Source organism: Inquilinus limosus, assembly GCF_002195995.1.
Lineage (GTDB): Bacteria > Pseudomonadota > Alphaproteobacteria > DSM-16000 > Inquilinaceae > Inquilinus > Inquilinus limosus_C.
Window position 1 is genome coordinate 12,189 of the sequence record NZ_NHON01000062.1, and the last position, 24,666, is coordinate 36,854.

The 24,666-nt window shown below is 68.2% G+C and carries 20 protein-coding genes; 9 read left to right on the forward strand and 11 right to left on the reverse strand.

Translation table 11 applies throughout. The annotated features are described in order from the left end of the window. Positions 1 to 31 precede the first annotated feature (31 nt). The 8 genes from BWR60_RS38750 to BWR60_RS25425 form a co-directional block, all read right to left on the reverse strand. The gene (locus tag BWR60_RS38750; RefSeq protein WP_144445753.1) at positions 32 to 2,260 is read right to left on the reverse strand and encodes a calcium-binding protein; all 2,229 of its coding nucleotides are present in this window, start codon (positions 2,258 to 2,260) and stop codon (positions 32 to 34) included. Positions 2,261 to 2,426: 166 nt separating this feature from the next. Further along, positions 2,427 to 3,557 (reverse strand): ABC transporter substrate-binding protein, encoded by a 1,131-nt coding sequence (locus BWR60_RS25395; protein ID WP_088154211.1) that lies wholly within the window; start codon positions 3,555 to 3,557, stop codon positions 2,427 to 2,429. A 229-nt stretch (positions 3,558 to 3,786) separates the two neighbouring features. Further along, positions 3,787 to 4,752, reverse strand: a complete 966-nt coding sequence (locus BWR60_RS25400) for a hypothetical protein (RefSeq protein WP_088154213.1) — start codon at positions 4,750 to 4,752, stop codon at positions 3,787 to 3,789. A 166-nt stretch (positions 4,753 to 4,918) separates the two neighbouring features. Then, the gene (locus BWR60_RS25405; protein WP_088154214.1) at positions 4,919 to 5,314 is read right to left on the reverse strand and encodes a hypothetical protein; all 396 of its coding nucleotides are present in this window, start codon (positions 5,312 to 5,314) and stop codon (positions 4,919 to 4,921) included. 100 nt (positions 5,315 to 5,414) lie between these two features. Then, positions 5,415 to 6,800 carry an amidase gene (locus BWR60_RS25410; RefSeq protein WP_088154216.1) on the reverse strand — a complete coding sequence of 462 codons (1,386 nt, stop codon included), beginning with the start codon at positions 6,798 to 6,800 and terminating at the stop codon, positions 5,415 to 5,417. 278 nt (positions 6,801 to 7,078) lie between these two features. Then, entirely contained in the window at positions 7,079 to 8,587 is a 1,509-nt protein-coding gene (locus BWR60_RS25415; RefSeq protein ID WP_088154219.1) for a tripartite tricarboxylate transporter permease, read from the reverse strand. Between the two features lie 7 nt (positions 8,588 to 8,594). After that, positions 8,595 to 9,056, reverse strand: a complete 462-nt coding sequence (locus BWR60_RS25420; protein WP_088154221.1) for a tripartite tricarboxylate transporter TctB family protein — start codon at positions 9,054 to 9,056, stop codon at positions 8,595 to 8,597. A gap of 108 nt (positions 9,057 to 9,164) precedes the next feature. Continuing rightward, positions 9,165 to 10,148, reverse strand: coding sequence for a tripartite tricarboxylate transporter substrate binding protein BugD (locus tag BWR60_RS25425; RefSeq protein WP_088154223.1), 984 nt, complete (start codon positions 10,146 to 10,148; stop codon positions 9,165 to 9,167). Positions 10,149 to 10,432: 284 nt separating this feature from the next. On the opposite strand from BWR60_RS25425, the gene nudC reads away from it, so the two are divergent. The 3 genes from nudC (at position 10,433) to BWR60_RS25440 (ending at position 12,122) form a co-directional block, all read left to right on the forward strand. Beyond that, entirely contained in the window at positions 10,433 to 11,398 is a 966-nt protein-coding gene (nudC, locus tag BWR60_RS25430; RefSeq protein WP_343216423.1) for an NAD(+) diphosphatase, read from the forward strand. A gap of 86 nt (positions 11,399 to 11,484) precedes the next feature. Then, positions 11,485 to 11,736, forward strand: a complete 252-nt coding sequence (locus BWR60_RS25435) for a type II toxin-antitoxin system Phd/YefM family antitoxin (RefSeq protein WP_088154226.1) — start codon at positions 11,485 to 11,487, stop codon at positions 11,734 to 11,736. Then, positions 11,733 to 12,122 carry a type II toxin-antitoxin system VapC family toxin gene (locus tag BWR60_RS25440; RefSeq protein ID WP_088154228.1) on the forward strand — a complete coding sequence of 130 codons (390 nt, stop codon included), beginning with the start codon at positions 11,733 to 11,735 and terminating at the stop codon, positions 12,120 to 12,122. Before BWR60_RS25435 ends, BWR60_RS25440 begins: the two co-directional genes overlap by 4 nt. A 10-nt stretch (positions 12,123 to 12,132) precedes the next feature. On the opposite strand, the gene BWR60_RS25445 is transcribed toward BWR60_RS25440, so the two are convergent. Both BWR60_RS25445 and BWR60_RS25450 read right to left on the reverse strand, forming a co-directional pair. Beyond that, positions 12,133 to 12,987 carry a prephenate dehydratase gene (locus tag BWR60_RS25445; protein WP_088154229.1) on the reverse strand — a complete coding sequence of 285 codons (855 nt, stop codon included), beginning with the start codon at positions 12,985 to 12,987 and terminating at the stop codon, positions 12,133 to 12,135. Then, on the reverse strand, positions 12,984 to 13,736 hold the full coding sequence (locus tag BWR60_RS25450) for a 3-deoxy-manno-octulosonate cytidylyltransferase (protein ID WP_088154231.1): 753 nt from the start codon (positions 13,734 to 13,736) through the stop codon (positions 12,984 to 12,986). Before BWR60_RS25450 ends, BWR60_RS25445 begins: the two co-directional genes overlap by 4 nt. 281 nt (positions 13,737 to 14,017) lie before the next feature. Here BWR60_RS25450 and BWR60_RS25455 point away from each other — a divergent pair, with 281 nt between their 5' ends. The 6 genes from BWR60_RS25455 to BWR60_RS25480 all read left to right on the forward strand — a co-directional run bounded on the left by BWR60_RS25455 (position 14,018) and on the right by BWR60_RS25480 (position 22,458). Further along, a complete protein-coding gene (locus BWR60_RS25455; protein ID WP_230983179.1) occupies positions 14,018 to 14,599 on the forward strand; it encodes a c-type cytochrome in 582 nt (193 codons plus the stop codon). 149 nt (positions 14,600 to 14,748) lie between these two features. Beyond that, positions 14,749 to 16,623 carry an extracellular solute-binding protein gene (locus BWR60_RS25460; RefSeq protein WP_088154235.1) on the forward strand — a complete coding sequence of 625 codons (1,875 nt, stop codon included), beginning with the start codon at positions 14,749 to 14,751 and terminating at the stop codon, positions 16,621 to 16,623. Positions 16,624 to 16,633: 10 nt separating this feature from the next. Next, positions 16,634 to 18,505: an extracellular solute-binding protein gene (locus tag BWR60_RS25465; protein WP_088154237.1), complete on the forward strand. Its 1,872-nt coding sequence runs from the start codon at positions 16,634 to 16,636 to the stop codon at positions 18,503 to 18,505. 62 nt (positions 18,506 to 18,567) lie between these two features. Beyond that, positions 18,568 to 19,683, forward strand: coding sequence for a microcin C ABC transporter permease YejB (locus BWR60_RS25470; protein ID WP_088154239.1), 1,116 nt, complete (start codon positions 18,568 to 18,570; stop codon positions 19,681 to 19,683). Further along, a complete protein-coding gene (locus tag BWR60_RS25475) occupies positions 19,676 to 20,815 on the forward strand; it encodes an ABC transporter permease (protein ID WP_088154241.1) in 1,140 nt (379 codons plus the stop codon). Before BWR60_RS25470 ends, BWR60_RS25475 begins: the two co-directional genes overlap by 8 nt. Beyond that, positions 20,812 to 22,458 (forward strand): ABC transporter ATP-binding protein, encoded by a 1,647-nt coding sequence (locus tag BWR60_RS25480; RefSeq protein ID WP_088154243.1) that lies wholly within the window; start codon positions 20,812 to 20,814, stop codon positions 22,456 to 22,458. Before BWR60_RS25475 ends, BWR60_RS25480 begins: the two co-directional genes overlap by 4 nt. Before the next feature lie 236 nt (positions 22,459 to 22,694). On the opposite strand, the gene BWR60_RS25485 is transcribed toward BWR60_RS25480, so the two are convergent. Continuing rightward, positions 22,695 to 24,479 (reverse strand): B12-binding domain-containing radical SAM protein, encoded by a 1,785-nt coding sequence (locus tag BWR60_RS25485; protein WP_088154245.1) that lies wholly within the window; start codon positions 24,477 to 24,479, stop codon positions 22,695 to 22,697. Positions 24,480 to 24,666 lie beyond the last annotated feature (187 nt).

Consider the following 24,666-nt stretch of genomic DNA (forward strand, 5'->3'; position numbering starts at 1 on the left):
CAGACGCCCCGCCGGCCGGCGGGCGGCGGCGTCACAGCACGAAGTCGGCGGCGACGAGGCCGATGGCGCCGGTGAGCTGGATGTGGAAATCGGACACGCCGTCCCCGTTGACGTCGCCGGCGATGGTGGTGACGCCATTGCCGATGGCGTAGCGCAGCTGTCCGGCGACGCCGGTGTAGAGTCCGGCGCCGATGAATCTGAAGGCCTGGTCGCCGGCCGCGCCGGTGTCGGCGTCGATCAGGCGCAGGTCGATCCGGTCGGCCTGGGCGCGGCTGAAGTCGGTGATCCGGTCGGCATCGGCCCCGACCACGCTGTCGCCGAGGGCGGTGAAATAGTAGCGGTCGGCCCCGGCGCCGCCGGTGAGGATGTCCTTCCCGGCCCTGCCGACGAGGGCATCGTTGCCGCCCCAGCCCTGCAGCGTGTTGGCGCCCGCATTCCCTTCCAGCCCGTCATTGCCCTGGCTGCCGGACAGGACCTCGATCCCGGTCAATGTGTCGCCCTGGGCGTCGCCGCCGCTGCCTCTGCCGGTGACCAGGCTGACCGAGACCCCGACCGAACCGACGAAATAGCTGGCGGTGTCGATGCCGGCGCCGCCGTCGAGCCGGTCCGCCCCGGTGCCGCCGCGGAGCACATCGCTGCCGGCCCAGCCCTGCAGCGTGTTGGCGCCGGCATTGCCGGCGAGGGTGTCATTGCCCTGGCTGCCCGAAACGATCTCGATCGCGACAAGGCGGTCGCCCTGGGCCTCGCCGCCCGTGCCCTTGCCGGTGGCGAGATCCACCGTCACGCCGACCGTGCCGGTGAAGTAGCTGACGGTGTCGACGTCGGCGCCACCATCGAGCCAGTCCGCCCCGGCCCCGCCGCGAAGCACGTCATTGCCGCCGTCGCCCGACAGGATGTCGTCGCCGCCGTTCCCGACCAGCTGGTCGTTTCCGGCGAGGCCCCGGAGGCTCTCCCCGCTGCCGCCGCCCTGCAGGAGGTCGGCGGCGGCGGTGCCGGTCAGTGTCGCGGCGGTGACGCCGGAGAACACGCGGCCGCCGATCGCATCGTCGTCGCCGTCGAGATCCTCGCTCTCATAGGCCACGAAGAACCCGCCATTCGCCAGTGCCGTGACCGACGGCCATTCCTGGTTGCCGACGAAGGACTGGTTGACCAGGACGTTGCCGCCGACCTTGCGCCCGTCCTCGAAGAAATACTGGCCGAACACCTCCTTGAAGTGCCGGTCCGGAAGCGGCAGTTCGTCCGGTCCCCACTGGTCCCAGACCACGACGAAGCCGCCGCCTTGCAGGCCGACCACGCTGGAATGGTCCGGGATCTCGCCGTCGAAGGTGTTGATCTGGAACGCCGGCGCCTCGGGGTGGCCATCCGCCGAGAAGATCCGGCCGTAAAGCCGGAAGGCGGTGTCGCCGTCCGGCTGGCCCTCGAGAACGGTCTCCACCCAGGTCGCGACGAACCGGCCGCCGGTGAGCGCCGCGACGGAGATGTCCGTGTTCGCGAGCGCGAAGCCGTCATTGGGCCCGTTCACCTCGGAGGACAGGCCGAACTCCGCCGTGACCGGCCGCCCGTCGACGCCGAGGATGCGCGCGCGCAGATCCGAGGGGACGCCGTATGGGCTCTGGCTGCCGTACTCGCTTTCCCAGACCGTGACGACATTGCCGTTCGAGAGCTGCACCGCGCGCACGTTGTGCTGGTCGCCGAAGGTCCGCTCGTTGAGCTGGAACGTGGCGCCGATGGGCGATCCGGCCGCCGAGAAGCTCCTGGCGAAGGAGTTGTCGCCATCGAACGCCGGCTCGCCGTCCACCGACCCCTCGCGCGACCAGATGACGGTGTACCCGCCATCCGCGCGGGAGGCGATCTCGGGGGCGAAGTACCAGTCGTCGTCGGTGGGCTGGTTGACCGTCTGGATCGCGCTGATGCGGTTGCCGTTATTGTCATAGACGGCGGTGTAGATGTCGGTCCGTTCCAGGACCGAATCGGGGCTCCCTTCCCATACCGCCGCGAAGCCGCCGCCCGCGAGCGCCTCGATCCGGGCATAGTTGGCGATGAGGGCGAGGTCCGACAGGATCTTCTCGCCTCCGACCGGCGTGCCGTCCGGGCGGAAGACCTGGGCGGCGGCGTATTGGAGGTCCACTTCGCCCTCCAGATACGGCGAATCCCAGATGACGACGACATTGCCGTTCGCGAGCGTCGTGATGTCCGGATTGTCCTGCCAGGCGCCGTTCCAGGTGTTGACGACGAACTCGGGCGTGACGGGTCCTGGCATGAGCTCACCCCTCCTCGATCCGCCGCCGTGCCGGACGGCGCCTCCTTCCGATGGCTTCATCGGCGGCCGCGGCGCGTCGCGGCACCTCGATCCGACGTGTGGCTTGCCTGCAATCTACGGACGGTCGGTGGCGCTTTCGTGACAGGGCGTTCGGATGCGGCGCCGGTCAGCCCGGCGTCAGCGAGACCCAGTAGCCGGGCCGGTACTCGACCGGCAGGAAGCGCTCGTGGAAGGCCCGAAAGGTGGCGTCCGGGTCGAGGTCCGCGAACAGCTCCGGATGCAGCCACTTGGCCAGGGCCTGGATCGCCACGAACTGGTAGGGGCTGTCGTAGAACTGGTGCCAGATGGCGTGCACCCGGCCGGTCTGCGTCGCCGGGATGGTGGTGAAGGCCGGGCGTTGCATCAGCGCCTGCAGCCGGGCGCGGCTGGCGTCCTGGTCGGCGCCCGGACCGACGCCGACCCAGGCGCCGGCAGTCTCGTACAGGGTCCAGTTGCTGCCGGTGACCACCACCACATCCGGCCGCGAGGCGACGATCTGCTCCGGGTTCAGCGTGCCGAAGGTGCCGGGGATCAGGTCTTTCGCGATGTTGTCGCCGCCGGCGACCGAGACCATCCGGCCGAAATTCTCGTCGCCGAAGGACATGCAGCATTCGTCGCTGTAGCCGCCGGCGCGGTCGATCATCACCTGCGGCCGCGGCCCGGCGTAGGATGCGAGCCGGCCGGTCACCTTCTCGATCTCGGCGCGGCGGAAGGCGATCACCTCCTCCGCCCGCGCCTCGCGCCCGATCACCTGGCCGAGGATGCGGATGCTCTTCTCCGCGTTCTCGAAGGGCCTCTCGCGGAAGTCGATGAACACCACAGGGATGCCGACGGCGGCGAGCTTGTCGATCAGCCCGCCCTCGTCGGTCGCCAGCTTCGATTCGAGGTTCATCACCACCAGGTCGGGATGCAGGGACAGCGCCTGCTCGACATCGAAGGTGCCTTCCTTCGCGCCGCCGAAACGCGGCAGGTCGGCGATGAACGGGTACTTCGCGCGATAGATCTCGTAGCCGTCACGGTCGGCCTTCTCGAGATCGTCGCGCCAGCCGACGACACGCTGGAACGGCGCCTCGGTGTCGAGCGCCGCCAGCAGGTAGATCTGCCGCCCCTCGCCCAGGATGATCCGCTTGGCCTCGGCCGGAACCTCCACGCTGCGGCCGGCGACATCCTCGACCATCCGGGTCTCGGCCGCCGAGGCCCCGTCGGCGGCGAACAGGAGCAGGGCGGCGGCAAGGCCGAGGGAGCGCCGGGAGATCATGGAGGGTCGGTCCGGAATGAAATGTTACGTCAGGCAAATTCAATGGTGGAAATGCGAATGATAATCAATAGACATCTATTCAGATTGCATGCTCTCCCTGTCGTCATTGCGAGCGTAGCGAAGCAATCCATGAGGCAGCTCGCGCGGAAACATGGATTGCTTCGCCGGCCTCGCCTCCTCGCAATGACGACGAGGGAACGGGCGTCGGTCCTTGGAGCGCCGGCCCGGCCTAGTTTGGCGGCTTGCCGATGTTTCTCTCGGCCTCGCGAATGAGAGCGTCGATCTTTCCCAGATTGCTGTGTTGTTCGACCAGGCCAACCCTGTCCGACCCCTGCATCAGGCCGCCCGGATCGGCAATCACGAAGCGGCCATCCTTGTCGATCAGGAACTGCAGATCGGAGACCGCCACATCCTTGCTGAGCAGCAGGCTGCCGCGGGCGAGGGCCTGGGCCATCGGCACCGACAGGTCCGTGCCCTGACCGTAGCGCTGCTCCTGGGTGGTGGAGAAGGCGCTGGTGGTGAAGGCCCAGCCGCTGTCGGTGTACGGCCCGGCGTTGAGAGCCTCGAGCGTCGCCGAGGCATATTCGGTCTCGAGGCCGGGCGAGGACAGCGCCTCCGCCAGCCCCGCCGCCCGGGACGGCCCCAGCTGTTCGACCAGCCGCCGCAGCGCCGCCTGCTGCGCCGTGTCGGTCTTGCGGCCGGGCTCGACATGCAGGGCGACGATGGCGGCACCGCCGATATCGACCGCATCGCCGTTGCGGTCGGACGCCGGCTTGCGGCGCTGTTCCGCCTCCAGGGCGGCGGCCTTCACGGCGAAGCGCTCGGCCACCAGCGGGCCCAGGGCTCCGTCGCCGCGGACGTCCCGCGCCAGGTCCCGTGGCGAGGAGTAGGTCTCGCCCTCGCGGACCCATTTGTCGAGGGCCCTGTCGACCAGATAGCGCTGCTCGTCCCCCGTCAGCCCGCCCAGTTCGGAGGTCCCGCGCAGCGCATGCGCGACCTTGTCGTGGGAATCGTCGTTCCACGGCCAGAAGCTGTCATCCGCCCCGGCGACCCAGTCGTCGATCCTGCGGCGCCGGTCGTCGGCGATGGTCTTGGCCGGGTCCGTCAGCTGTGGCGGATCCTGCGGCCGGGCTGGGGCCGGAGCACCCTGGTCACCCGGTTGAGGCGGCTCCTGCTTGCGGACGGCGTCGACCACATCCGCGAAACGGACCGGGTTGTCCGGTTTCCCGCGATCCGCGCGTGGCGAGTAAGGCGGCAGTCCGCTGGAGCGATCGGCAGGAAAGACCATGACAGCATCCCCCTCCCCAAAGGACGAGCCGGCAGCCGAAGACGACGTCAAACCAGCGGCCCGGGGCCGGCGGTTATGATCGCCCGAGCTTGGCCTGCGCCGCCGCGAGCAGCAGGTCGATCAGCGCGACCTGATCCTGCGGCGGCGGCCGGCCTTCCCACACCCCCTCCGGATCCGACAGGACGACCGCGCCGTCCGGACGGATCAGGAGATTGAGCCGGCCGACAGCGATCGGCGTCTCCAGCATGACGGCCCGGATGCGGGACAGGCTGGCCACGCTGGCCTCGTTCAGCAGCCTGTCGTCAATGACCGACCGGTTCCGCACGATGTCGGCGCTACTACCGGAACACCGCTCGAAGATGATCGCAGGCTGGCCATGGACCGTCGTCTTGCCGACAACCGCGACCGTCGGCAGCCCCTTGGCCGCAAGGGTCTCCAGCATCGCGATCTCGCGGTCCGCCCGGTCCATGTCCCCTCTCGATATCAGGCCGCCCGAGCCCGGCGGCGCCGGCCGTATATTCCGGCATAGGAACGAATGACGGCTCCAGGATGTTCCAACGGTCCTCGCTCTACAAGACCGGCCAGGGGCGCTGCGGGCCACGGCGGTCCTCATAGGCCTTGGCCAGGCGCAGCACGCCGAGATCGTCGAAGCGCCGGCCGACGATCTGCAGCCCGATCGGCGCCCCGGCCGCGGTATAGCCGCAGTTGATCGACACCGCCGGCTGCTCCGACATGTTCCAGACCACGGTGTAGCCGATATGCTCGAACGGCTTGTCCGGGTCGTTGACCGGCGACGCCCAATCCGCCGGGAAGCGGGCGACCGGCGCCGTTGGCGACAACACGAAATCCAATGATCCGAACAGCTTGGCGGCCGTCTTTCGCATCTCCATCGTGCGGTTGAAGCCGCGGATCACGGCGAGGCCGGAGCGCTGCGCCCCCGATTCCGCCCAGGCGCGGATATAGGGCAGGATCTTCGCCCGATCACTCTCCGGCAGCCTCTCGACATCGTCCCAGGCCCGGGCCCGCCAGAAATCGTCCAGCCCGTCCAGCATCTCGCGGGTCAGGATCGCCGGCACCGGCTCGATGACCGCCCCGGCGGCCTCAAGCAGCCGGGCAGCGGCGGTCACCGCCTCCCCCACCTCGGGGTCCAGCGCCATGCCGGCGCCGATCTCCATCATCAGGCCGATGCGCAGCCCCTTGGGATCGATCGCCAGGTCGGACCAGGCGATCTCGACCGGCGGCAGGCTCATGCCGTCGCGCCCGTCCGGCCGCGACAGCACCGACATGGCCAGCGCCGTGTCGGCCACCGTCCGGGTCATCGGCCCGGCGACACGGCCGACATAGGGCGGGTCGATCGGGATCCGCCCAAGGCTGGGCTTCAGCCCGACGACGCCGCACCAGCCGGCCGGCAGCCGGATCGACCCGCCGATATCGGTGCCAAGATGGATCGGGCCGTAGCCGGCGGCGGCCGCCGCCCCGGCCCCGGCGCTGGAGCCGCCCGGATTGGTCGACAGGTCCCAGGGGTTGCAGGCCAGCCTGTGGAAGCTGGAGAGGCCGGAGGACAGCATGCCGTAATCCGGCATCGTGGTCTTGGCCAGGATCACGGCGCCGGAGTCGCGCAGCCGTGCGGCAGGCGGCGCATCCTCCGCGGCCGGCACCAGCGACGTGGCGGCGGTGCCGACCGGCATCGGTACGCCCTTCGTCGCGATGTTTTCCTTGATCGTCACCGGTACGCCGTCGACCGGCCCCAGCGGCCGGCCCTCGGCCCAGCGCCTGGCCGATTCCGCGGCGGCGGCGCGGGCGCCGGCCGGGTCGAGCGACCACAGCGCCTGCAGCTTCGGCTCCCACGCCTCGATCCGTTGCAGCACCGCCTCGGCCACCTCGACCGGCGAGAGGCTGCGGTCGCGGTAGCGGGAGACGAGATCGACGGCGGAGAGATCGGCAAGCGAGGTCATGCGTCACCGGCTGAGCAAGAAGACGGATGTCCTGCCCAGATAACCGGAAATCCGCGGCCTCTGCCAGCCGAATGGCCGGACATTTTCACTCAGCTGGAAGGGTTGCAGCGGAAGCGCCCGCCAAGGGACACTCACTCAACGGCATGGCCGGCTCCCCCTCACCCTCCCGTCGCCAACGCGACGGGCCCCTCCCTCTCCCCCGGGGAGAGGTCGAAATCGCGCCAGCGATTTCGGGTGAGGGGGTGGCTCCGCCCATCCATCAGGCTTGGACCGAGAGCCTACCCCGCCTCCTCCTGGAACGCCTCCTCGCGCTTGCGGCGGATCGCCGGGCTGATCATCACCAGCAGCACGCCCACGGTCAGCAGCAGCAGCACGGCGCTGATCGGCCGGGTCAGGAACACCGTGGCGTCGCCGCGTGCCAGCAGCATGGCGCGGCGCAGATTCTCCTCCATCATCGGCCCCAGGATGAAGCCGAGCAGCAGCGGCGCCGGCTCGCATTCCAGCTTCACCAGGATGTAGCCGACCAGGCCGAACAGCACCGTCAGATAGACGTCGAAGACATTGTTGTTGAGGCTGTAGACCCCGATGCAGCAGAACGCCAGGATCGCCGGGAACAGCAGGTGGTACGGCACCTTCAGCAGCCGCACCCAGATGCCGATCAGTGGCAGGTTCAGCACGATCAGGAAGAAGTTGCCGATCCACATCGAGGCGATCAGGCCCCAGAACAGGTCAGGCTGCTCGGTCATCACCAGCGGGCCGGGCTGGATGCCCTTGATGATCATGGCGCCGACCATCAGCGCCATCACCGGCGTCGGCGGGATGCCCAGCGTCAGCATCGGAATGAAGGAGGTCTGGGCGCCGGCGTTGTTGGCCGATTCCGGCCCGGCCACGCCCTCGATCGCGCCCTTGCCGAAATCCTGCGGCCGGCGGGAGATCTTCTTCTCCAGCGAATAGGCGGCGAAGGAGGACAGGATCGAGCCGCCGCCGGGCAGGATGCCGAGGATCGAGCCCAGCGCAGTGCCGCGCAGGATCGCCGGCGCCATCCGCCGCGCCTCCTCGCGCGTCGGCAACAGGCCCGAGACCTTGCGCACCATGACGTCGCGCAGATGCTCGGCCTCCAGGTTGCGGATGATCTCGGCGATGCCGAACAGGCCCATCGAGATGGCGACGAAGTTGATGCCCTGCGACAGCTCGGGGATGCCGAAGGTGTAGCGCGGCGTGCCGGTCTCGACATCCTGCCCGACCATGCCGAGCAGCAGGCCCAGCGCGATCATGCCCAGAGCCTTCAGCACCGAGCCATGGGCCAGGGCCACGGATGCGACGAGGCCCAATATCATCAGCGAGAAATACTCGGCCGGCCCGAATTTCAGCGCGATCTCGGCCAGCGGCGGCGCGAACAGCGCGATCAGGAGGGTGGCGACGCTGCCGGCGAAGAAGGAGCCGATGCCGGCGGCGGCCAGGGCGGCGCCCGCCCGGCCCTGCTTGGCCATCTGGTAGCCGTCGATCGCTGTGACCACGGACGCCGATTCGCCCGGCAGGTTGATCAGGATCGCCGTGGTCGAGCCGCCATATTGCGAGCCGTAATAGATGCCGGCCAGCATGATCAGGGCCGAGATCGGCGGCAGCACGAAGGTGGCCGGCAGCAGCATGGCGATGGTCGCGGTCGGGCCCAGGCCCGGCAGCACCCCGACCAGCGTGCCCAGCAGCACCCCGACGAAGCAGTAGGCGAGATTGGTCGGCGTGAAGGCGACGCCGAAGCCGAGGATGAGGTCGTGCAGCAGATCCATGGTCGCCTCAGTTCCCGAACCAGCGGCCGAGGATGGGGATCGGCAGGCCGAGCCCCCAGACGAAGACGGCGATGCAGAAGACGGTCATGACCGCCGCCGCCGCGGCCGCGACCGGCAGGCGGAAGCGGATGCTGGCGAAGGCGCCGGCGAAGACCACGACCAGCACCGACACCGCCAGGCCGCCGCCGCGCAGCAGCAGCCCGAACAGCAGCATCGCCGCCAGCACCACCGCGCCGCCGCGCCAGGCCCATTGCCCGACGCCCTCGCCCTCCAGCACGAAGGAGCGCACCAGGGTGATCAGCCCGATCAGGCCCAGGATGGCGGCCAGTACGGTCGGGAAATAGCCCGGCCCCATCTTGATGGCCCGGCCCATGGGATAGCCCTGGGCGATCCAGCCGAACGCGATCGCCAAAGCGAGGAAGATCAGCCCGGACCAGAAGTCCTTGGGATGACGGATGGAGAGGCGCATCGCGGCTCCTGGATCCGGTGATGGTACGGGTGCGGTCTAGGGCCCGTCCGGGAATGCGCCGGTGCCGGCCGTCAGTTGCGGCCGCCCCGGGGCATCATCGGACGGTGCTCAATCGGCGTAGACGCCGGCGGCCGTGATGACGGGCTGCCATTTGGCGATCTCGGCCTTGAGATAGGCGTCGAGCGCCGCCGGGGTCGCCCGGTCGAGCGCCACCGGCTCGGTGCCGAGATCGGCGAAGCGGGCGACCACGTTCGGGTCCTTGAGCGCGGCCTGCAGCGCCGCCTCGAGCTTGTCGATCACCGGCTGCGGCGTGCCCTTGGGCGCGTACAGCCCGTGCCAGATGCCGATCCTGAAGTTGGGCAGCCCGGCCTCGGTGGTTGTCGGCACGTCCGGCAGCGACGGCACCCGCTTCTCGCTGGTGACGGCATAGACCTTGATCTTGCCGCCCTTGATCTGGCTGGTGGTGTTGGTGGTCTGGTCGCACATGAAGTCGAACACACCGCCCAGCAGGTCGTTCATCGCCGGGCCGGTGCCCTTGTAGGCGACGGTGGTCAGCTGGGTGCCGATCGCCTCCATGAACAGCATGCCGCAGAGATGCGAGGCCGAGCCGACGCCGGCATTGGCGATCGTCACGTCGTCCTTGTGCGACTTGGCGTACTCCACCAGCTCCTGCATCGACTTCGCCTCGAAGTCGCCGCGGGCGACGAAGGTCATCGGCACGTCGGTGACCAGGCCGATGCCGGCGAAATCCTCGCCCGGCTTGTAATCCAGGTTTCGGTACAGCGTGGCGCTGGTGGCCTGGCCGATATGGTGCAGCAGCAGGGTGTAGCCGTCCGGGTCGGCCTTGGCGACGCGCCCGGCGCCGATGGTGCCGCCGGCGCCGCCGACATTCTCGACGATCACCTGCTGGCCGAGCGTCTTGCTCATCGGCTCGGCGATCAGCCGCGCCACCGTGTCGGTCGGCCCGCCGGCGGCGAAGGGCACGATCATGGTGATGACGCGGTTCGGATAATCCTGGGCTGCGGTCGGCAGGGCAAAGGCAATGGCCGTGGCGGCAAGCAGGCCGAGGCCGATCCGGCGGCTGAAACTCATAGACGTGACCCCCTTCGTGTTCGTCGGATCCGACCGTTTCGCGTCGGCCGTGAATTTTTTTGGCAATGTAGCCCGCATCTCCCAGACTGCCTATGGCCTGCGTTGCCTTTCGGCGAGGTGAATGCGGCTCCGGGCGGCGAAGAGCGTATAGGGACATACGGTCGAGCCGCCCGGGGCCGCAGGCGCCCGCCGCAAGGCAACCCTTCGGGCCGGTTGAAGACGCCGGCGAAGGCCATAGGCAGTCTGGGAGATGCGGGCTGGCCCGTCCTTTTCGGAAGGCACAGTTGCTTTTCCCGGCGCTGGCGTCGCAGCCGGGGCCGTGCCAGTGTCCCGGCATGCTGCGCCCGAACTTCTACGTCCATCCGTCGCTCGACCGCGCCGGCCGCTACCGCCGCGACACCGAGTGGATCGCCCGCGTCACCATCAGCGAGCACACCCGCATCCTGCCGGTGTGGCAGGGCCGCAACCTGATCGTCGGGCCGCCGGAGGCGCCGCACGTCGCGATGGTGCCGGCGACCGAGGCCTGGTGGCGCGGCGCCGCGGCCGAGACGGTGATGCTGGGCATCGACGGCGACGTCACCTATCTCGCGGTCGATGTCAGCGGCATCGCCGACCCGGCCGCCGACCCTGTTCTGGCCGGGTTCGGCAGCTTCCTCGACCTGCGCGCCGTCGGCCCGCTGCTGCCGCATGAGGAAGGCGCCCTGCTGGCCTATGCCCGCGGCATGGTGTGGTGGCATTCGCGCCACCGCTTCTGCGGCGTCTGCGGCAGCCCCACGGTCAGCAGCGATGCCGGCCACCGCCGCGACTGCACCAATCCGGAGTGCCGCACCCAGCATTTCCCGCGCACCGACCCGGCGGTGATCATGCTGATCCATGACGGCGACCGGGTGTTGCTGGGCCGCCAGAAGGCGTGGCCGCCCGGCATGCATTCGGTGCTGGCCGGCTTCCTGGAGCCGGGCGAGAGCCTGGAGGACGCGGTGAAGCGCGAGGTGTTGGAGGAGGCGGGCATCCGGGTCGACGACGTCCGCTACCACTCGAGCCAGCCCTGGCCGTTCCCGCAGTCGCTGATGGTGGGCTTCACCGGCCGGGCCGTGACCTCCGACCTGCAGGTCGACCAGGACGAGCTGGAATCTGCCGCCTGGTTCGAGCGCGACTGGCTGCGCCGCCATGCCGACGATGAATCGTTCCGCCTGCCGCGCCGCGACAGCATCGCCCGGCGCCTGCTGGAGGACTGGCTGGCGGACGAGTGATCATCATCGTCCATGCCTTGCTTTGGACTATCGGATAGACCATCTTTCATGCATGTTGCGTAGCCCGATCAATCGGGAGGAAAGCCATGCATATCTCCGTCAGTGAAGCGAAGGGTCAACTCACCGAGCTGGTCCGCCGCGCGGAGGCCGGTGAGGAGGTTGTCCTGACCCGGTTCGGCCAGCCCGTGGTTCGCCTGGTGCCGGAGACCAGGAAGCCGACGCCGGCCGAGCGGAAGGCCATCATCGCGGAGATCATGGCGTCTGCCCGGCCAACTCCCGGCCCCTCTGCTGCCCGCAGCCAGGACTTCCTCTACGACGAAAACGGCCTGCCGAAGTGATCGTCGTCGATACCTCGGCACTGATGGCGATCATCATGAAGGAACCTGAGGCGCAGCGATGCGCCGCGATCCTGGGATCCGAGCCGGAACTCGTCATATCGGCAGGCACCGTGGCGGAGGCCATGATCGTCGCCGGCGGACGCCAGGTCGCACGCGAGATGGAACGGCTGATCACCGGGGCCGGCCTGGAGATCGCTGCCGTTACCCCGAGCCTGTCTTGGCGAGTGGCCGCCGCCTATGCCCGATGGGGCAAGGGAAATCACCCCGCGAGGCTGAACTTCGGCGACTGCTTCGCCTACGCCGAAGCCGAGGCCCGGTCCTGCCCGCTGCTCTTCATCGGAGATGATTTCGCCCGCACCGACCTGAAATCCGCTCTCGACGGGTAAAGCCCGCCGCTCACTCGTCGGCGGCGAGCTGGCTCGGGTCGCGGCGGAAGGGATGGGCCGGATAGACGCCGAGCAGGTGGAAGTTGCGGGTGAAGAACTGCAGCTCCTCCAGCGCGAAGCGCAGCGACTGGTCGTCCGGATGGCCCTCGACATCGGCGTAGAACTGGGTCTGGTTGAACCGCCCGCCCAGCATGTAGCTCTCGAGCTTGGTGATGTTCACGCCGTTGGTGGCGAAGCCTCCCAGCGCCTTGTACAGCGCCGCCGGCACCGACCGCACCTCGAACACGAAGGTGGTCATCACCGGGCCGTTGTTCGGCTTCGGCCGCACCGGATCGCGCGACAGCACCACGAAGCGGGTGGTGTTGTGCTCGGCGTCCTCGATGTCGCTGGCCAGGATCTCCAGCCCGTAGATCTCGGCCGCCAGGCGGCTGGAGATGGCGGCGATGCCGGGATCCGACTGCTCGGACACCATGCGGGCGGCGCCGGCGGTGTCGGCGTGGTTGACCGGCTTCAGACCGCGGGCGCGCAGCCATTGCCGGCACTGGCCCAGCGCCTGGACATGGCTGTGCACCTCGCGGATGTCCGCCAGCTTGGTGCCCGGCAGCGCCACCAGCTGGTGGTTCACCCGCAGGAAATGCTCGCCGATGATGTGCAGGCCCGATTCCGGCAGCAGATGGTGCATGTCGGCGACGCGGCCGGCGATCGAGTTCTCGATCGGGATCATGCCGAGATCGGCCCGGCCGTCGTGGATCGCGGCCAGCGCCTCCTCGAAGGACGGGCACGGCACCGTCTCCGCATCGGGGAAAGCCTGACGGGACGCCATGTCGGAATTGGCGCCGGCCCAGCCCTGGAACGAGATCCTCATCGCGTCGCTCCTTCAGCGAGCAGGCGCCGGGCGCGCTCCAGCTCCTCCTGGGTGTCGACGCCGAGCGGCACGGTGTCGACGATGGCGACGTCGATCCGCATCCCGGCGGTCAGCGCCCGCAGCTGCTCGAGCTTCTCGCGCCGTTCCAGTGCCGAGGGCGGCAGGGTCACGTAGCGCTCCAGCGCCGCACGGCGATAGGCATAGAGGCCGATATGGTGCAGCAGCGGCCCGTCGCCCGACGGCGCCGTGGTGCGGGTGAAGTAGAAGGCCCGGCCGGTCCGCGCCCCCTCCTCCCGCTCGACGATCGCCTTGACGATGGCGGGGTTCGTCTTCTCCTCCTCACGCACGATCACCGCGGCCAGCGTGCCGATGTCCACATCCGGGTCGTCCAGCAGCGCCACCGCGGCCCGCGGCAGCGCCGGGTCCAGCGTCGGCAGGTCGCCCTGGATGTTGACGACGATGTCGTGGTGCCCGTCCGGATCGATGCTGCGCAGCGCCTCGGCGATGCGGACCGACCCGTTGGGCAGGTCCGGGTCGGTCATCACCGCGGTGCCGCCCATCGCCTCGATCGCATCAGCGATCGGCCGGTCACCGCAGGCGACGATCACCGGGCCGAGACCGGCCGCGACCGAGCGGCGCCAGACATGGACGATCATCGGCTCGCCATGGATGTCGGCCAGCGGCTTGTTCGGCAGGCGGGTCGCGGCCAGGCGCGAGGGAATCACGACGATGGGGTTGGATGCGCTCATGATCCGGCGTCATCCACCGTTGCCGCGACGGCGTCAAGACCGTCCCGAATCCGGGATTGCCCCGCTTGTTCCCGCTGACGGCCGGGACGGCGGGCGCAAAGGGTGTCGCAGCCGGACATCGCCCCTTGCCAGACCGATTGGAACGCCTCTACAAGACGCCCGGGCCCGTACGACCGAATCGAGTCGTGCGTCCGGGGAGGTTGCCGTCGCGCTTCGAGGTGAGATCCGGCATGGAATTCAATAAAATATTCGCCGCTGTCCTGCTGGCCGGCATCATCGGAATGGCCACCGGGATTGTCGCCGACATCCTGGTCTCGCCGGAGCCGCTGCACGAGAACGCCTACAAGGTCGACACCAGCGCCGTCGCCAGCGCGCCGGCCGCCGGCGCCGAGCAGGCCGGGCCGTCGATCCCGCCGATCGCGCCGCTGATGGCCGCCGCCGATCCGGCCAAGGGCCAGGCCCTGTCCAAGGCCTGCACCGCCTGCCACACCTTCGAGAAGGGCGGCGCCAACAAGGTCGGCCCGAACCAGTGGAACCTGGTCGACGCGCCGATGGGCCACAAGGACGACTTCAACTACTCGGCCGCGATCAAGAAGAAGCACGAGGAAGGCGCCCACTGGACCTATGAGGAGCTGAACGAGTTCCTGGCCGGTCCGAAGGCGCATATCCCGGGCACGACCATGACCTATGCCGGTATGAAGAGCGAGAAGGACCGGGCCGACCTGATCGCCTGGCTGCGCACCAACGCCGACACGCCGGCGCCGCTGCCGAGCCCGGATGCCGCCCCTGCCGGGGGCGCGGCCCCCGCGGGCGGCCAGGCCCCGGCCGGCGGGTCGGAGCAGGCGCCGAAGAGCGGCGGCTGATCGCCGCAGGCCTGCAGTTCCCGGGACGGGACCGCCAAAAGCGGTCCCGTTTCTGTTTATGTCTGGCTTTATTCGGTGCCGTGAGATTCCCTAGACTCCGCTTCTCCGCCGGCGCCCCCGCGGCGCCGGAATGCCGGTCCGGGATTTCCATGCGCGTCATTGCCGCCCTGCTGCTCACCCTCGCCCTTGCGGCCCCGACGGCCGTCCGGGCGCAGGAGGCGCAGGCGGTCGCGACTGCCGAGCCGACGGCCAGCCACGCCCTGGCCCTGTTCGGCGAGCCGAAATACCCCGCCGGCTTCAGCCATTTCGACTATGCCGACCCGGTGGCACCCAAGGGCGGCGCCCTGGTGCTGGGCACGGCCGGCACCTTCGACACGCTGAACCTGATCCCCCTGGGCGGCCAGCCGCCGCGCTCCCTCGGGCTGCTCTATGATTCGCTCATGGTCGAGAGCCAGGACGAATCCGGGGTCTATTACGGCCTGCTGGCGGAGAGCGTGACGATCCCGGACGACGCCTCCTGGGCCGTCTTCGCCCTGCGGCCGGAAGCGCGCTGGCACGACGGCGTGCCGGTGACGGCCGAGGATGTGGTGTGGAGCTGGGAGACGGTGCGCGACAAGGCCGAGCCGTTCCTGAAATCCTTCTTCCGCGACGTCACCGGCGCCGAGGCGCTGGACGACCACCGGGTGCGCTTCACCTTTGCCAGCCGCAACATCCGCAAGCCGATCGGCCAGGTGGCGGCTTCGCTGCCGATCCTGCCGAAGCACTGGTGGACCTCCAGCGGCCGCGACATCGGCCAGGGGACGGTCGAGCCGCCGCTGGGCAGCGGACCCTACCGGATCGCCTCGGTCGATCCCGGCCGGACGCTGGCCTGGGAGCGGGTGCCGGACTATTGGGGCCGCGACCTGCCGGTGAATCGCGGCCTGTGGAACTTCGACCGCATCCGCTACGACTACTACCGCGACCGCGACGTCGAGTTCACCGCGTTCAAGAGCGGCACCTCCGACTTCCGGCAGGAATTCACCTCGCTGTTCTGGGCCACCGGCTACGACATCCCGGCGGCGCGCGGCGGCCGCCTCATCCGCGCCGAAATCGCCAGCGAGGATCCGCGCGGCATGCAGGGCTATCTGTTCAATCTGCGCCGCGTCCCCTTCTCCGACCCCAAGGTCCGGGAGGCGCTGGGCTGGCTGTACGACTTCGAATGGGTCAACAAGACCCTGTTCTCCGGCCTGTACGACCGGCTGACCAGCTATTTCAACGCCGAGGGCTTCCGCTCTTCCGGCGTGCCGGAGGGGGAGGAGAAGGCGCTGCTGGAGCCGTTCCGCGGCCAGGTGCCGGACGCGCTGTTCGATACCCCTTTCACCCTGCCGACGACGGATGGCAGTGGCAACATGCGCGACAACATCCGGACCGCGCTGCGCCTGCTGAAGGAGGCCGGGTGGGAGCAGCGCGACGGGGTGATGACCAACATCGCCACCGGCGCGCCGATGCGGTTCGAGATCCTGATCGACCAGGCGGTCTATGAACGCGCCACCCAGCCCTTCATCGACCGGCTGCGGCAGATCGGCATCCAGGCATCGCTGCGCCGGATCGACACCGCCCAGATGCAGAAGCGGCGGCAGAGCTTCGACTACGACGTGATGCCGCTCGCCCTCGCCTTCTATCCCCCGCCGGGCAGCGAGCTGCGCAACTATTTCGGCTCGGCGGTCGCCGGGGTCGAGGGCTCGGCCAACTATATGGGCATCCGCAACCCGGTGGCGGACGCGCTGATCGACAAGGTGGTGGCCGCCCGCGACCTGTCGTCGCTGCAGGTTGCGACCCGCGCGCTGGATCGTGTGCTGTTGTGGAACCGATACGTGATCCTGCAATGGGGCAAGACCGACGCCTGGGTGGCCTATTGGAACCGCTTCGGCCAGCCGAAGACCCAGCCGACCCATCGGTTCGGCGACCCGAATGGGATCGCGTTCCCCTCGACCTGGTGGATCGATCCGGCGAAAGATGCGGCGCTGACGCGCGGCGGAGGATAGAGAGAGACGCATGATCACACGGCGCCAATTCTCGATCGGCTCGATGCTCTCGGTTGCGGGAGCCTCGATCCCCCTGCCCCGGGCCTTTGCCCAGGGGGCGGCAGCGGCCACGCCCGGCTACGGCGCGCCGACCTACTACCTGCCGATGCTGGATCTGAAGGCGGCCTACCCGAAGGACTTCCCGCACTGGAACTATGTCCGCCCGGACGCCCCCAAGGGCGGCAAGCTGGTGCTGGGCGTCTTCGGCAGCTTCGACACGCTGAACAACATGACGACGGACGGCACCGACGCGGCGGGCGTCGGGGCCATCAACGACGCGTTGATCACCGCCAATCTCGACGAGCTCGACACCTATTACGCCGATGCCGCGGAATCGTTCGTGATCTCGGACGATAAGCTGTCGATCATCTTCACGATGCGCGACGGCCTGCACTTCCATGACGGCCATCCGATGACCGCCGAGGACGTCGCCTATACCCATCAGCTGCTGCGGGAAAAGGGAGCGCTGCGCTTCCGCGCCCGCTTCTACGACGATATGGCGAGCATCGAGGCACTGGACGAACGGCGCGTCCGGTTCACGGCCAAAAACCTGAACAACCCGCAGCTGCTCAAGGCCATGGCGAGCTTCCCGATCCTGCCGAAGCACTGGTGGGAGGGCCGCGACTTCGGCGGGCTGACGATGGAGCCGCCGCTCGGCAGCGGCGCCTACAAGATCAAATCGGTGGATCCGGGGCGGTCCATCACGCTGCAGCGGGTCGAGGGCTATTGGGGTGAGGGCCTGCCGCAGAATATCGGGTCGGCCAATTTCGACGAGATCACCTATCAGTACTATCGCGACCAGGACGTTCTGTATGAGGCGCTCAAGTCGGGCGAGTTCGATTTCATGGCCATCGGCTCGCCCCAGCAATGGACGACCGGCTTCAAATCCGTTCCGGCCGTGCAAACCGGCGCACTCAAGCTGGAAGAAATCCCGGATGCATCACCGCAATTCTATCTCGGCATGATGTTCAACCTGCGGCGACCATATTTCTCTGATGTGCGAGTCCGGCGAGCCCTTAACTATTTCTACGACTTTGAGACCACACAGAAAACCAACTACTATGGCCTCTACAGTCGCATCCACAGCTATTTTCCGAACACGCCGTTCTCCTTCAGTGGATTGCCGGAAGGCCGCGAGCTGGAGATTCTCGAGCGCTATCGCGGCAAGATCGCCGACGAGATCTTCACCACCGAGTTCAAGCAGCCGACCACGGACGGCAACGGCAACATTCGCGCCAATCTTCGGGCCGCGCTGGATCTGCTGAAACAAGCCGGCTGGGAATCGCGCGGCGGCAAGCTGACCAACACCACGGGTCAGGTGATGGCCTTCGAAATCGTCTACACCAGCCCGGAGACTGAGAAGACCATCCTGCCATTCGTCGAAAATCTCCGTCGTGCCGGCATTCAGGCCTCACCTCGCCTGATGGACGTGCCGCAGTTCCGGAACCGAATCAACAATTTCGAGTTCGACCTGATGCCGGCACGGTTCGTGCCGTTCTTCCCGCCGGGAGAGGCGCTGCGCGGCGGCTGGAACTCCCGCTACGCCGACCGGCCCGGTGACGAGAACTCGCAAGGGGTCAAGGATCCGATCATCGACGAGCTGGTCGAGATGATCATCGCGGCGAAGACCTATGACGAGAAGGCCGCGACCTGTAAGGCCTTCGACCGCTATGCCACCTGGCAGTTCTTTTCGATTGGCCTGTACGAGGACCCGGTCAACCGGATCGCCTACTGGGACATGTTCGGCCATCCGGACACCCGGCCGAAGAACGATGTCGGCTTCCCCAGCACCTGGTGGTTCGACGGCAAGAATCCGAAGGCCCTGAGGGGACAGCGCCGGTGATCCATTCGCGGAACGAAGTCCGTCGCCATCCCTCTGGTCTTTTCGCGACGGACGTTTGACCGATGCTCGCCTATATCATCCGGCGCCTGCTGCTGATCATCCCGACGCTGTTCGGGATCATGGTGGTCAACTTCGTCATCGTGCAGTTCGCCCCCGGCGGGCCGGTCGAGCAGATGATCGCGCAGCTGCAGGGCACCGCCACCGACGCGACCAGCCGGATCAGCGGCGGGGGAGGCGGTGATTTCGGCCGCCCGGCGGACAATTCCCAGCTTGGCGGCAGCAATGCCGCGTCCAGCAAGTATCGCGGCGCCCAGGGGCTGGACCCGAAGTTCATCGCCGAGATCGAGAAGAAGTTCGGCTTCGACAAGCCGCCGCTCGAGCGGTTCTGGCTGATGATCCACGACTATCTGAACTTCGATTTCGGCCGCAGTTACTTCAAGAGCGCCGGGGTCGTCGACCTCATCATATCCAAGCTGCCGGTGTCGATCTCGCTTGGGGTGTGGACCACGCTGCTGGTCTATCTGATCTCGATCCCGCTCGGCATCCGCAAGGCCGTGCGTGACGGTTCGCGCTTCGACATCTGGACGTCCGGCGTCGTCGTCGTCGGCTATGCGATCCCCAGCTTCCTGTTCGCCATGCTGCTGATCGTGACCTTCGCCGGCGGCCGCTACTTCGCCTGGTTCCCGTTGCGCGGCTTGGTCTCCGACGGCTGGTCCTCCCTGCCCTGGTATCAGCAGATCCTCGACTATCTCTGGCACATGGTGCTGCCGATCAGCGCCATGGTGATCAGCGGCTTCGCCACCCTGACCATGCTGACCAAGAACTCGTTCATCGACGAACTCGGCAAGATGTATGTGCTGACCGCGCGGGCCAAGGGCCTGACCGAGCGGCGGGTGCTGTACGGCCATATCTTCCGCAACGCCATGCTGATCGTCATCGCCGGCTTCCCCGCCGCCTTCATCGGCGTGCTGTTCACCGGGTCGCTGTTCATCGAGGTGATCTTCTCGCTCGACGGGCTCGGCCTGCTCGGCTACGAGGCCGCGATCCAGCGCGACTACCCGGTGGTGTTCGCCACGCTCTATGTCTTCACCCTGCTCGGCCTGGTGATGAAGCTGGTGCAGGACGTGACCTACACGCTGATCGACCCGCGGATCGACTTCGAGGCCCGCAATGTCTGAGGCGGCATTGTCTCAGGGCCGGGACTTCGCCCATCCGCGCTTCCTCGGCTTCCGCATCCGGCCGATCACCGCCCGCCGCATCGCCAATTTCCGCGCCAACCGGCGCGGGCTGATCGCGCTGTACCTGTTCCTGGTCGTGTTCCTGGTCACGCTGTTCGCCGAGTTCATCGCCAATGACAGGCCGCTGCTGGTCAAGTATGACGGCCACTACTACGTGCCGGTGCTGGCCACATATCCGGAGACGGCGTTCGGCGGCGAGTTCGAGACCGAGGCCGACTACCGCGACCCGTTCGTGCGCAAGCTGATCGACGACAAGGGCTGGGCGGTCTGGCCGCTGATCCCGTTCTCCTACCGCACCATCAACTACGACCTGGACCAGCCCGCCCCCTCCCCGCCCTCGGCGGTGAACTGGCTGGGCACCGACGACCAGGGCCGCGACGTGCTGGCCCGGCTGATCTACGGCCTGCGCATCTCGATCCTGTTCGGCCTGACCCTCACGGCCATCGCCTCCGTGATCGGCGTCTTCGCCGGCGCGATCCAGGGCTATTTCGCCGGCTGGACCGACCTGATCTTCCAGCGGGTGATCGAGATCTGGTCCGGCATGCCGCAGCTGTACCTGCTGATCATCATGTCGTCCTTCTTCGTGCCGGGTTTCTGGACGCTCTTGTTCATCATGCTGCTGTTCGAGTGGATGAGCCTGGTCGGCGTGGTGCGGGCGGAGTTCCTGCGCGCCCGCAACCTCGACTATGTCCGCGCCGCCCGGGCGCTGGGGCAGCCGGACCGGGTGATCATGTGGAAGCACGTGCTGCCCAACGCCGTGGTCGCCACCATCACCTTCCTGCCCTTCAATCTGACCGGCAGCATCAGCCTGCTGACCGGCCTGGACTTCCTCGGCCTCGGCCTGCCGCCCGGCTCGCCCTCGCTGGGCGAGCTGGTCAGCCAGGGCAAGGCCAACCTGCAGGCGCCGTGGCTCGGCTTCACCGCCTTCTTCTCGCTGGCCATCCTGCTCAGCCTCCTGGTCTTCATGGGTGAGGCGCTGCGCGACGCCTTCGACCCGCGCAAGACCCAGGCCGCCAGCGCCCCGCCGCCCGCCGCCGATCCCGTGACCGACCCCAAGGGCCAGACGCCATGACCCAGATTCCGACCTCCGGCGAAAGGCTGCTCGAGATCCGCGACCTGGCGGTGGAGTTCCGCGTGCCCGGCGGCGCGGTGCCGGCGGTGAAGGGCGTGTCGCTGCATCTCGACCGCGGCGAGACCCTGGCGCTGGTGGGCGAGAGCGGATCCGGCAAGTCGGTCACCGCCCTGTCGGTGCTGCAGCTGCTGCCCTATCCCAGCGCCCGCCACCCCAAGGGCAGCATCCGCTATCGCGGCAAGGAGCTGCTGGGTGCGACCGAGACGGTGCTGCGCGAGGTCCGCGGCAACAAGATCGCGATGGTGTTCCAGGAGCCCATGACCTCCCTGAACCCGCTGCACACGATCGAGAAGCAGGTCGGCGAGGTGCTGTCGGTGCACAAGGGCATGGGCAAGGCCCAGTCCCGCGCCCGGGTGCTGGAGCTGCTGCGCCTGGTGGGCCTGCCGAACCCGGAGCAGCGGCTGAACGCCTATCCGCACGAGCTGTCGGGCGGCCAGCGCCAGCGGGTGATGATCGCCATGGCGCTGGCGAACGAGCCGGACATCCTGATCGCCGACGAGCCGACCACGGCGCTGGACGTCACCATCCAGGCCCAGATCCTGGAGCTGATGCAGAGCCTGCAGCGCCGCTTCGGCATGGCGCTCCTCCTGATCACCCACGACCTGGGCGTGGTCCGCAAGATGGCGGACCGGGTCTGCGTCATGAACAAGGGCGAGATCGTCGAGGAGGGCGGGACCGAGGCGGTGTTCACCGCGCCGCGGCACCCCTACACCCAGCGCCTGCTGGCGTCGGAGCCGAAGGGCGACCCGGCGCCGCCCCCGGGCGATGCCCGCACCGTGGTGGCGGCCAGCGAGATCAAGGTCTGGTTCCCGATCAAGGCCGGCGTGCTGCGCCGCACGGTCGACCATGTGAAGGCGGTGGACGGCATCGACGTCACGGTGCGCGAGGGCCACACGGTCGGCGTGGTCGGCGAGAGCGGGTCGGGCAAGACCACGCTCGGCCTCGCCTTGCTGCGCCTGATCTCGAGCCAGGGGTCGATCCGCTACGGCCAGAAGGAGCTGCAAGGCCTGCAGTTCCGCGACATGCGCCCGCTGCGGCGCGAGATGCAGATCGTCTTCCAGGACCCCTACGGCTCGCTCAGCCCGCGGATGTCGATCTCGGAGATCATCGAGGAGGGGCTGCAGGTGCACCGCATCGGCGGTTCCGCGGCCGAGCGCGAGCGGATGATCGTCGCGGCGCTGGAGGAGGTCGGCCTCGACCCCGCCAGCCGGCACCGCTATCCGCACGAATTCTCCGGCGGCCAGCGCCAGCGCGTCGCCATCGCCCGGGCGATGGTGCTGAAGCCGAAATTCGTGGTGCTGGACGAGCCGACGTCGGCGCTGGACATGTCGGTCCAGGCCCAGATCGTCGACCTGCTGCGCGGGCTGCAGGAGAAGCACCGCCTGGCCTATCTGTTCATCAGCCACGACCTGAAGGTGGTGCGCGCCCTGTCGGACGAGGTGATCGTGATGAAGAACGGCAAGGTGGTCGAGCACGGGTCGGCGGCGCAGATCTTCGACGCCCCGCAGCACCCCTACACCCAGGCGCTGCTGAAGGCCGCGCTGGAGCTCAAGGCGGCCGATACGGCGGACGTGGCGGTTTAGAGCGGGAGGAGTTTGGGCCGGATCGGGTCAAGCCGATCATGCCAAGTTGATGGATTTTTGCCTCTCCCGCTTGCGGGAGAGGTCGGAGACGCGAAGCGGCTCCGGGTGAGGGGATTTTGTCGAGGCCGGGATCAGCCCTCACCCGGTCTCGCTGACGCGAGCCCGACCTCTCCCGCCAAGCGGGAGAGGCAACACGCGAAGACGCTCGATATCGTATCAGCCCTTGCCTGTCCTGATCACCCCACCGCGGCGATGTCCTGCGGCGGCGGGGCCGCCGGTTTCCCATGCGCCCGGGCCGCGGCGGCGCGGGCGCCCTGGGTCACCGAGAACATCTCCAGCGTGTCCAGCTCTTCCTCGCTCACCGGAGTCAGCGCCAGGTCGCGATAGGCCTTGCGGTCCGGGTCGGCCTTGATCCGCCGACGGACCTGGTTGAAGCGCCACCACAGCCGCGCCATCGCCCAGTGCTTGCCCACCGTCTCGCCGGCATAGCGCAGATAGAACGGCAGCGCGGGCTCGATCGGCAGGCCCGGGCGGCGCTGTGTCCGCACCTTGCGGCGCAGATAGCCGCCCTCGAGCGGATGCAGCCCCTCGACATTGATGCAGGTGGTGAACCACAGCAGCAGGAACAGGATCTTGCCGACGCTGATTCCGGTGGCCGCCGCCCGGCGCATCACCGTCTCCATATGCTCGGGCGAGTAGTAGGTCTGCCAGGCCAGCTTGTAGGCCCGCTGCCACTCCTCGCGCGACATCATCGCGTGGCCGGTGGTGACGTGGTTCAGGTCGTAGCGGTTCAGGTCGGGATCCATCGGGATGCCGGCCTGGAACAGGGTCTTGTGGTCCTCCGACCCCGGCAGCGGCGTCAGGAAGAAGAACTCCAGCAGGTCGACCGGCAGCTCGCGCTGGATGATGCCGATGTCGCGGACGATGCTCTCCGGCGTGTCGGTCGGGAAGCCCAGGATGTAGCCGGCATAGGTCATGGCGCCGACCGCCTTCCAGGCCAGCAGCATCTTGCGGTACTCGGTGATCTTGTTCTGCCGCTTCTTGGCGCCGACCAGGCTGTCCGGGTTGATGTTCTCCAGCCCGATGAACACCCGGGTCACCCCCGCCCTGCCCGCCTTCTCGATGAAGTGCGGGATGCGGTGGCACATGGTGTCGACCTGGATGATCATCCGGAACGACAGCTTCTCTCGCTCGCGCAGCTCGATCAGCCGGTCGAAGATCGGCTCCCAGTCCTTGTTGCGCGCGAAATTGTCGTCGGTGATGAAGAATCGGCTGATGCCGCTCTTCACGTTCTCGCGGATGATCTGCTCGACATCGTCGGGCGACCGACGGCGCGACTTGCGGCCCTGGACGTTGATGATGGTGCAGAAGGAGCACTGGAACGGGCAGCCGCGGCCGGCATCGAAGCTGCTGTGCTGGCCGGCGGTGCGGCGCACCCGCGCGATCGGCAGCACCGGCATCGGCACGCCTTCGATGTTCGGCAGGTCGTCCATGAAGTTGTAGAGTGGCTTGAGCCGGTTGGCGAAGGCGTCGACCAGCACCTCGTCCAGCCGCCCCTCGGCCTCGCCGGCGAACAGCGAGATGCCCAGCGCCTGCGCCTCCGCCACCTCCGGCTGCAGGCCGGGCAGCATGGCGATGGTGCCGGAGACGTGGAAGCCGCCGATGCCGACCTGCAGCCCCGCCGCCCGCAGCGGCCGGGCGATGTCGACCGCCCGCGGGAACTGGTTCGACTGCACCCCGACCAGCGCCACCATCCCGGACCCGGCCTTCCGGATCCGGCGGATGATCGCGTCCGGGCGGACCCTTGTGTTGGTCTCGTCGATCGCGGTGATGACGATGTCGACGTCGGGGCCGAGGATCTTCCGCTCGGCGCTGTCACGGGCCAAGCCGTACAGCACCGCCAGTGTGTTCGACGGGATCGCCGACCGCAGCCATTGGATGACGTAGCCGTCGTCGTCGTAATGCGACGGCTTGATCAGAATCAGTTCGAAAATCCGCCTCGCGCTCGTCCCAACCGCCATTTCGGGCGTCCCCTGCCGGGTCTTGCTGATTCTGAATACCACGGATGAGATCGACAAGCGCCATCGTGGCCGTGGTGCTATATTCGGCGGGCGCGGGCGACCTCGTGGCGAAGAGCGGGGCACCGGCTGCGAGTTCCGTCAGGCCGCCTGATCATTCGTGCCTGGCCGGATTGAGGCGCTCGCGCAC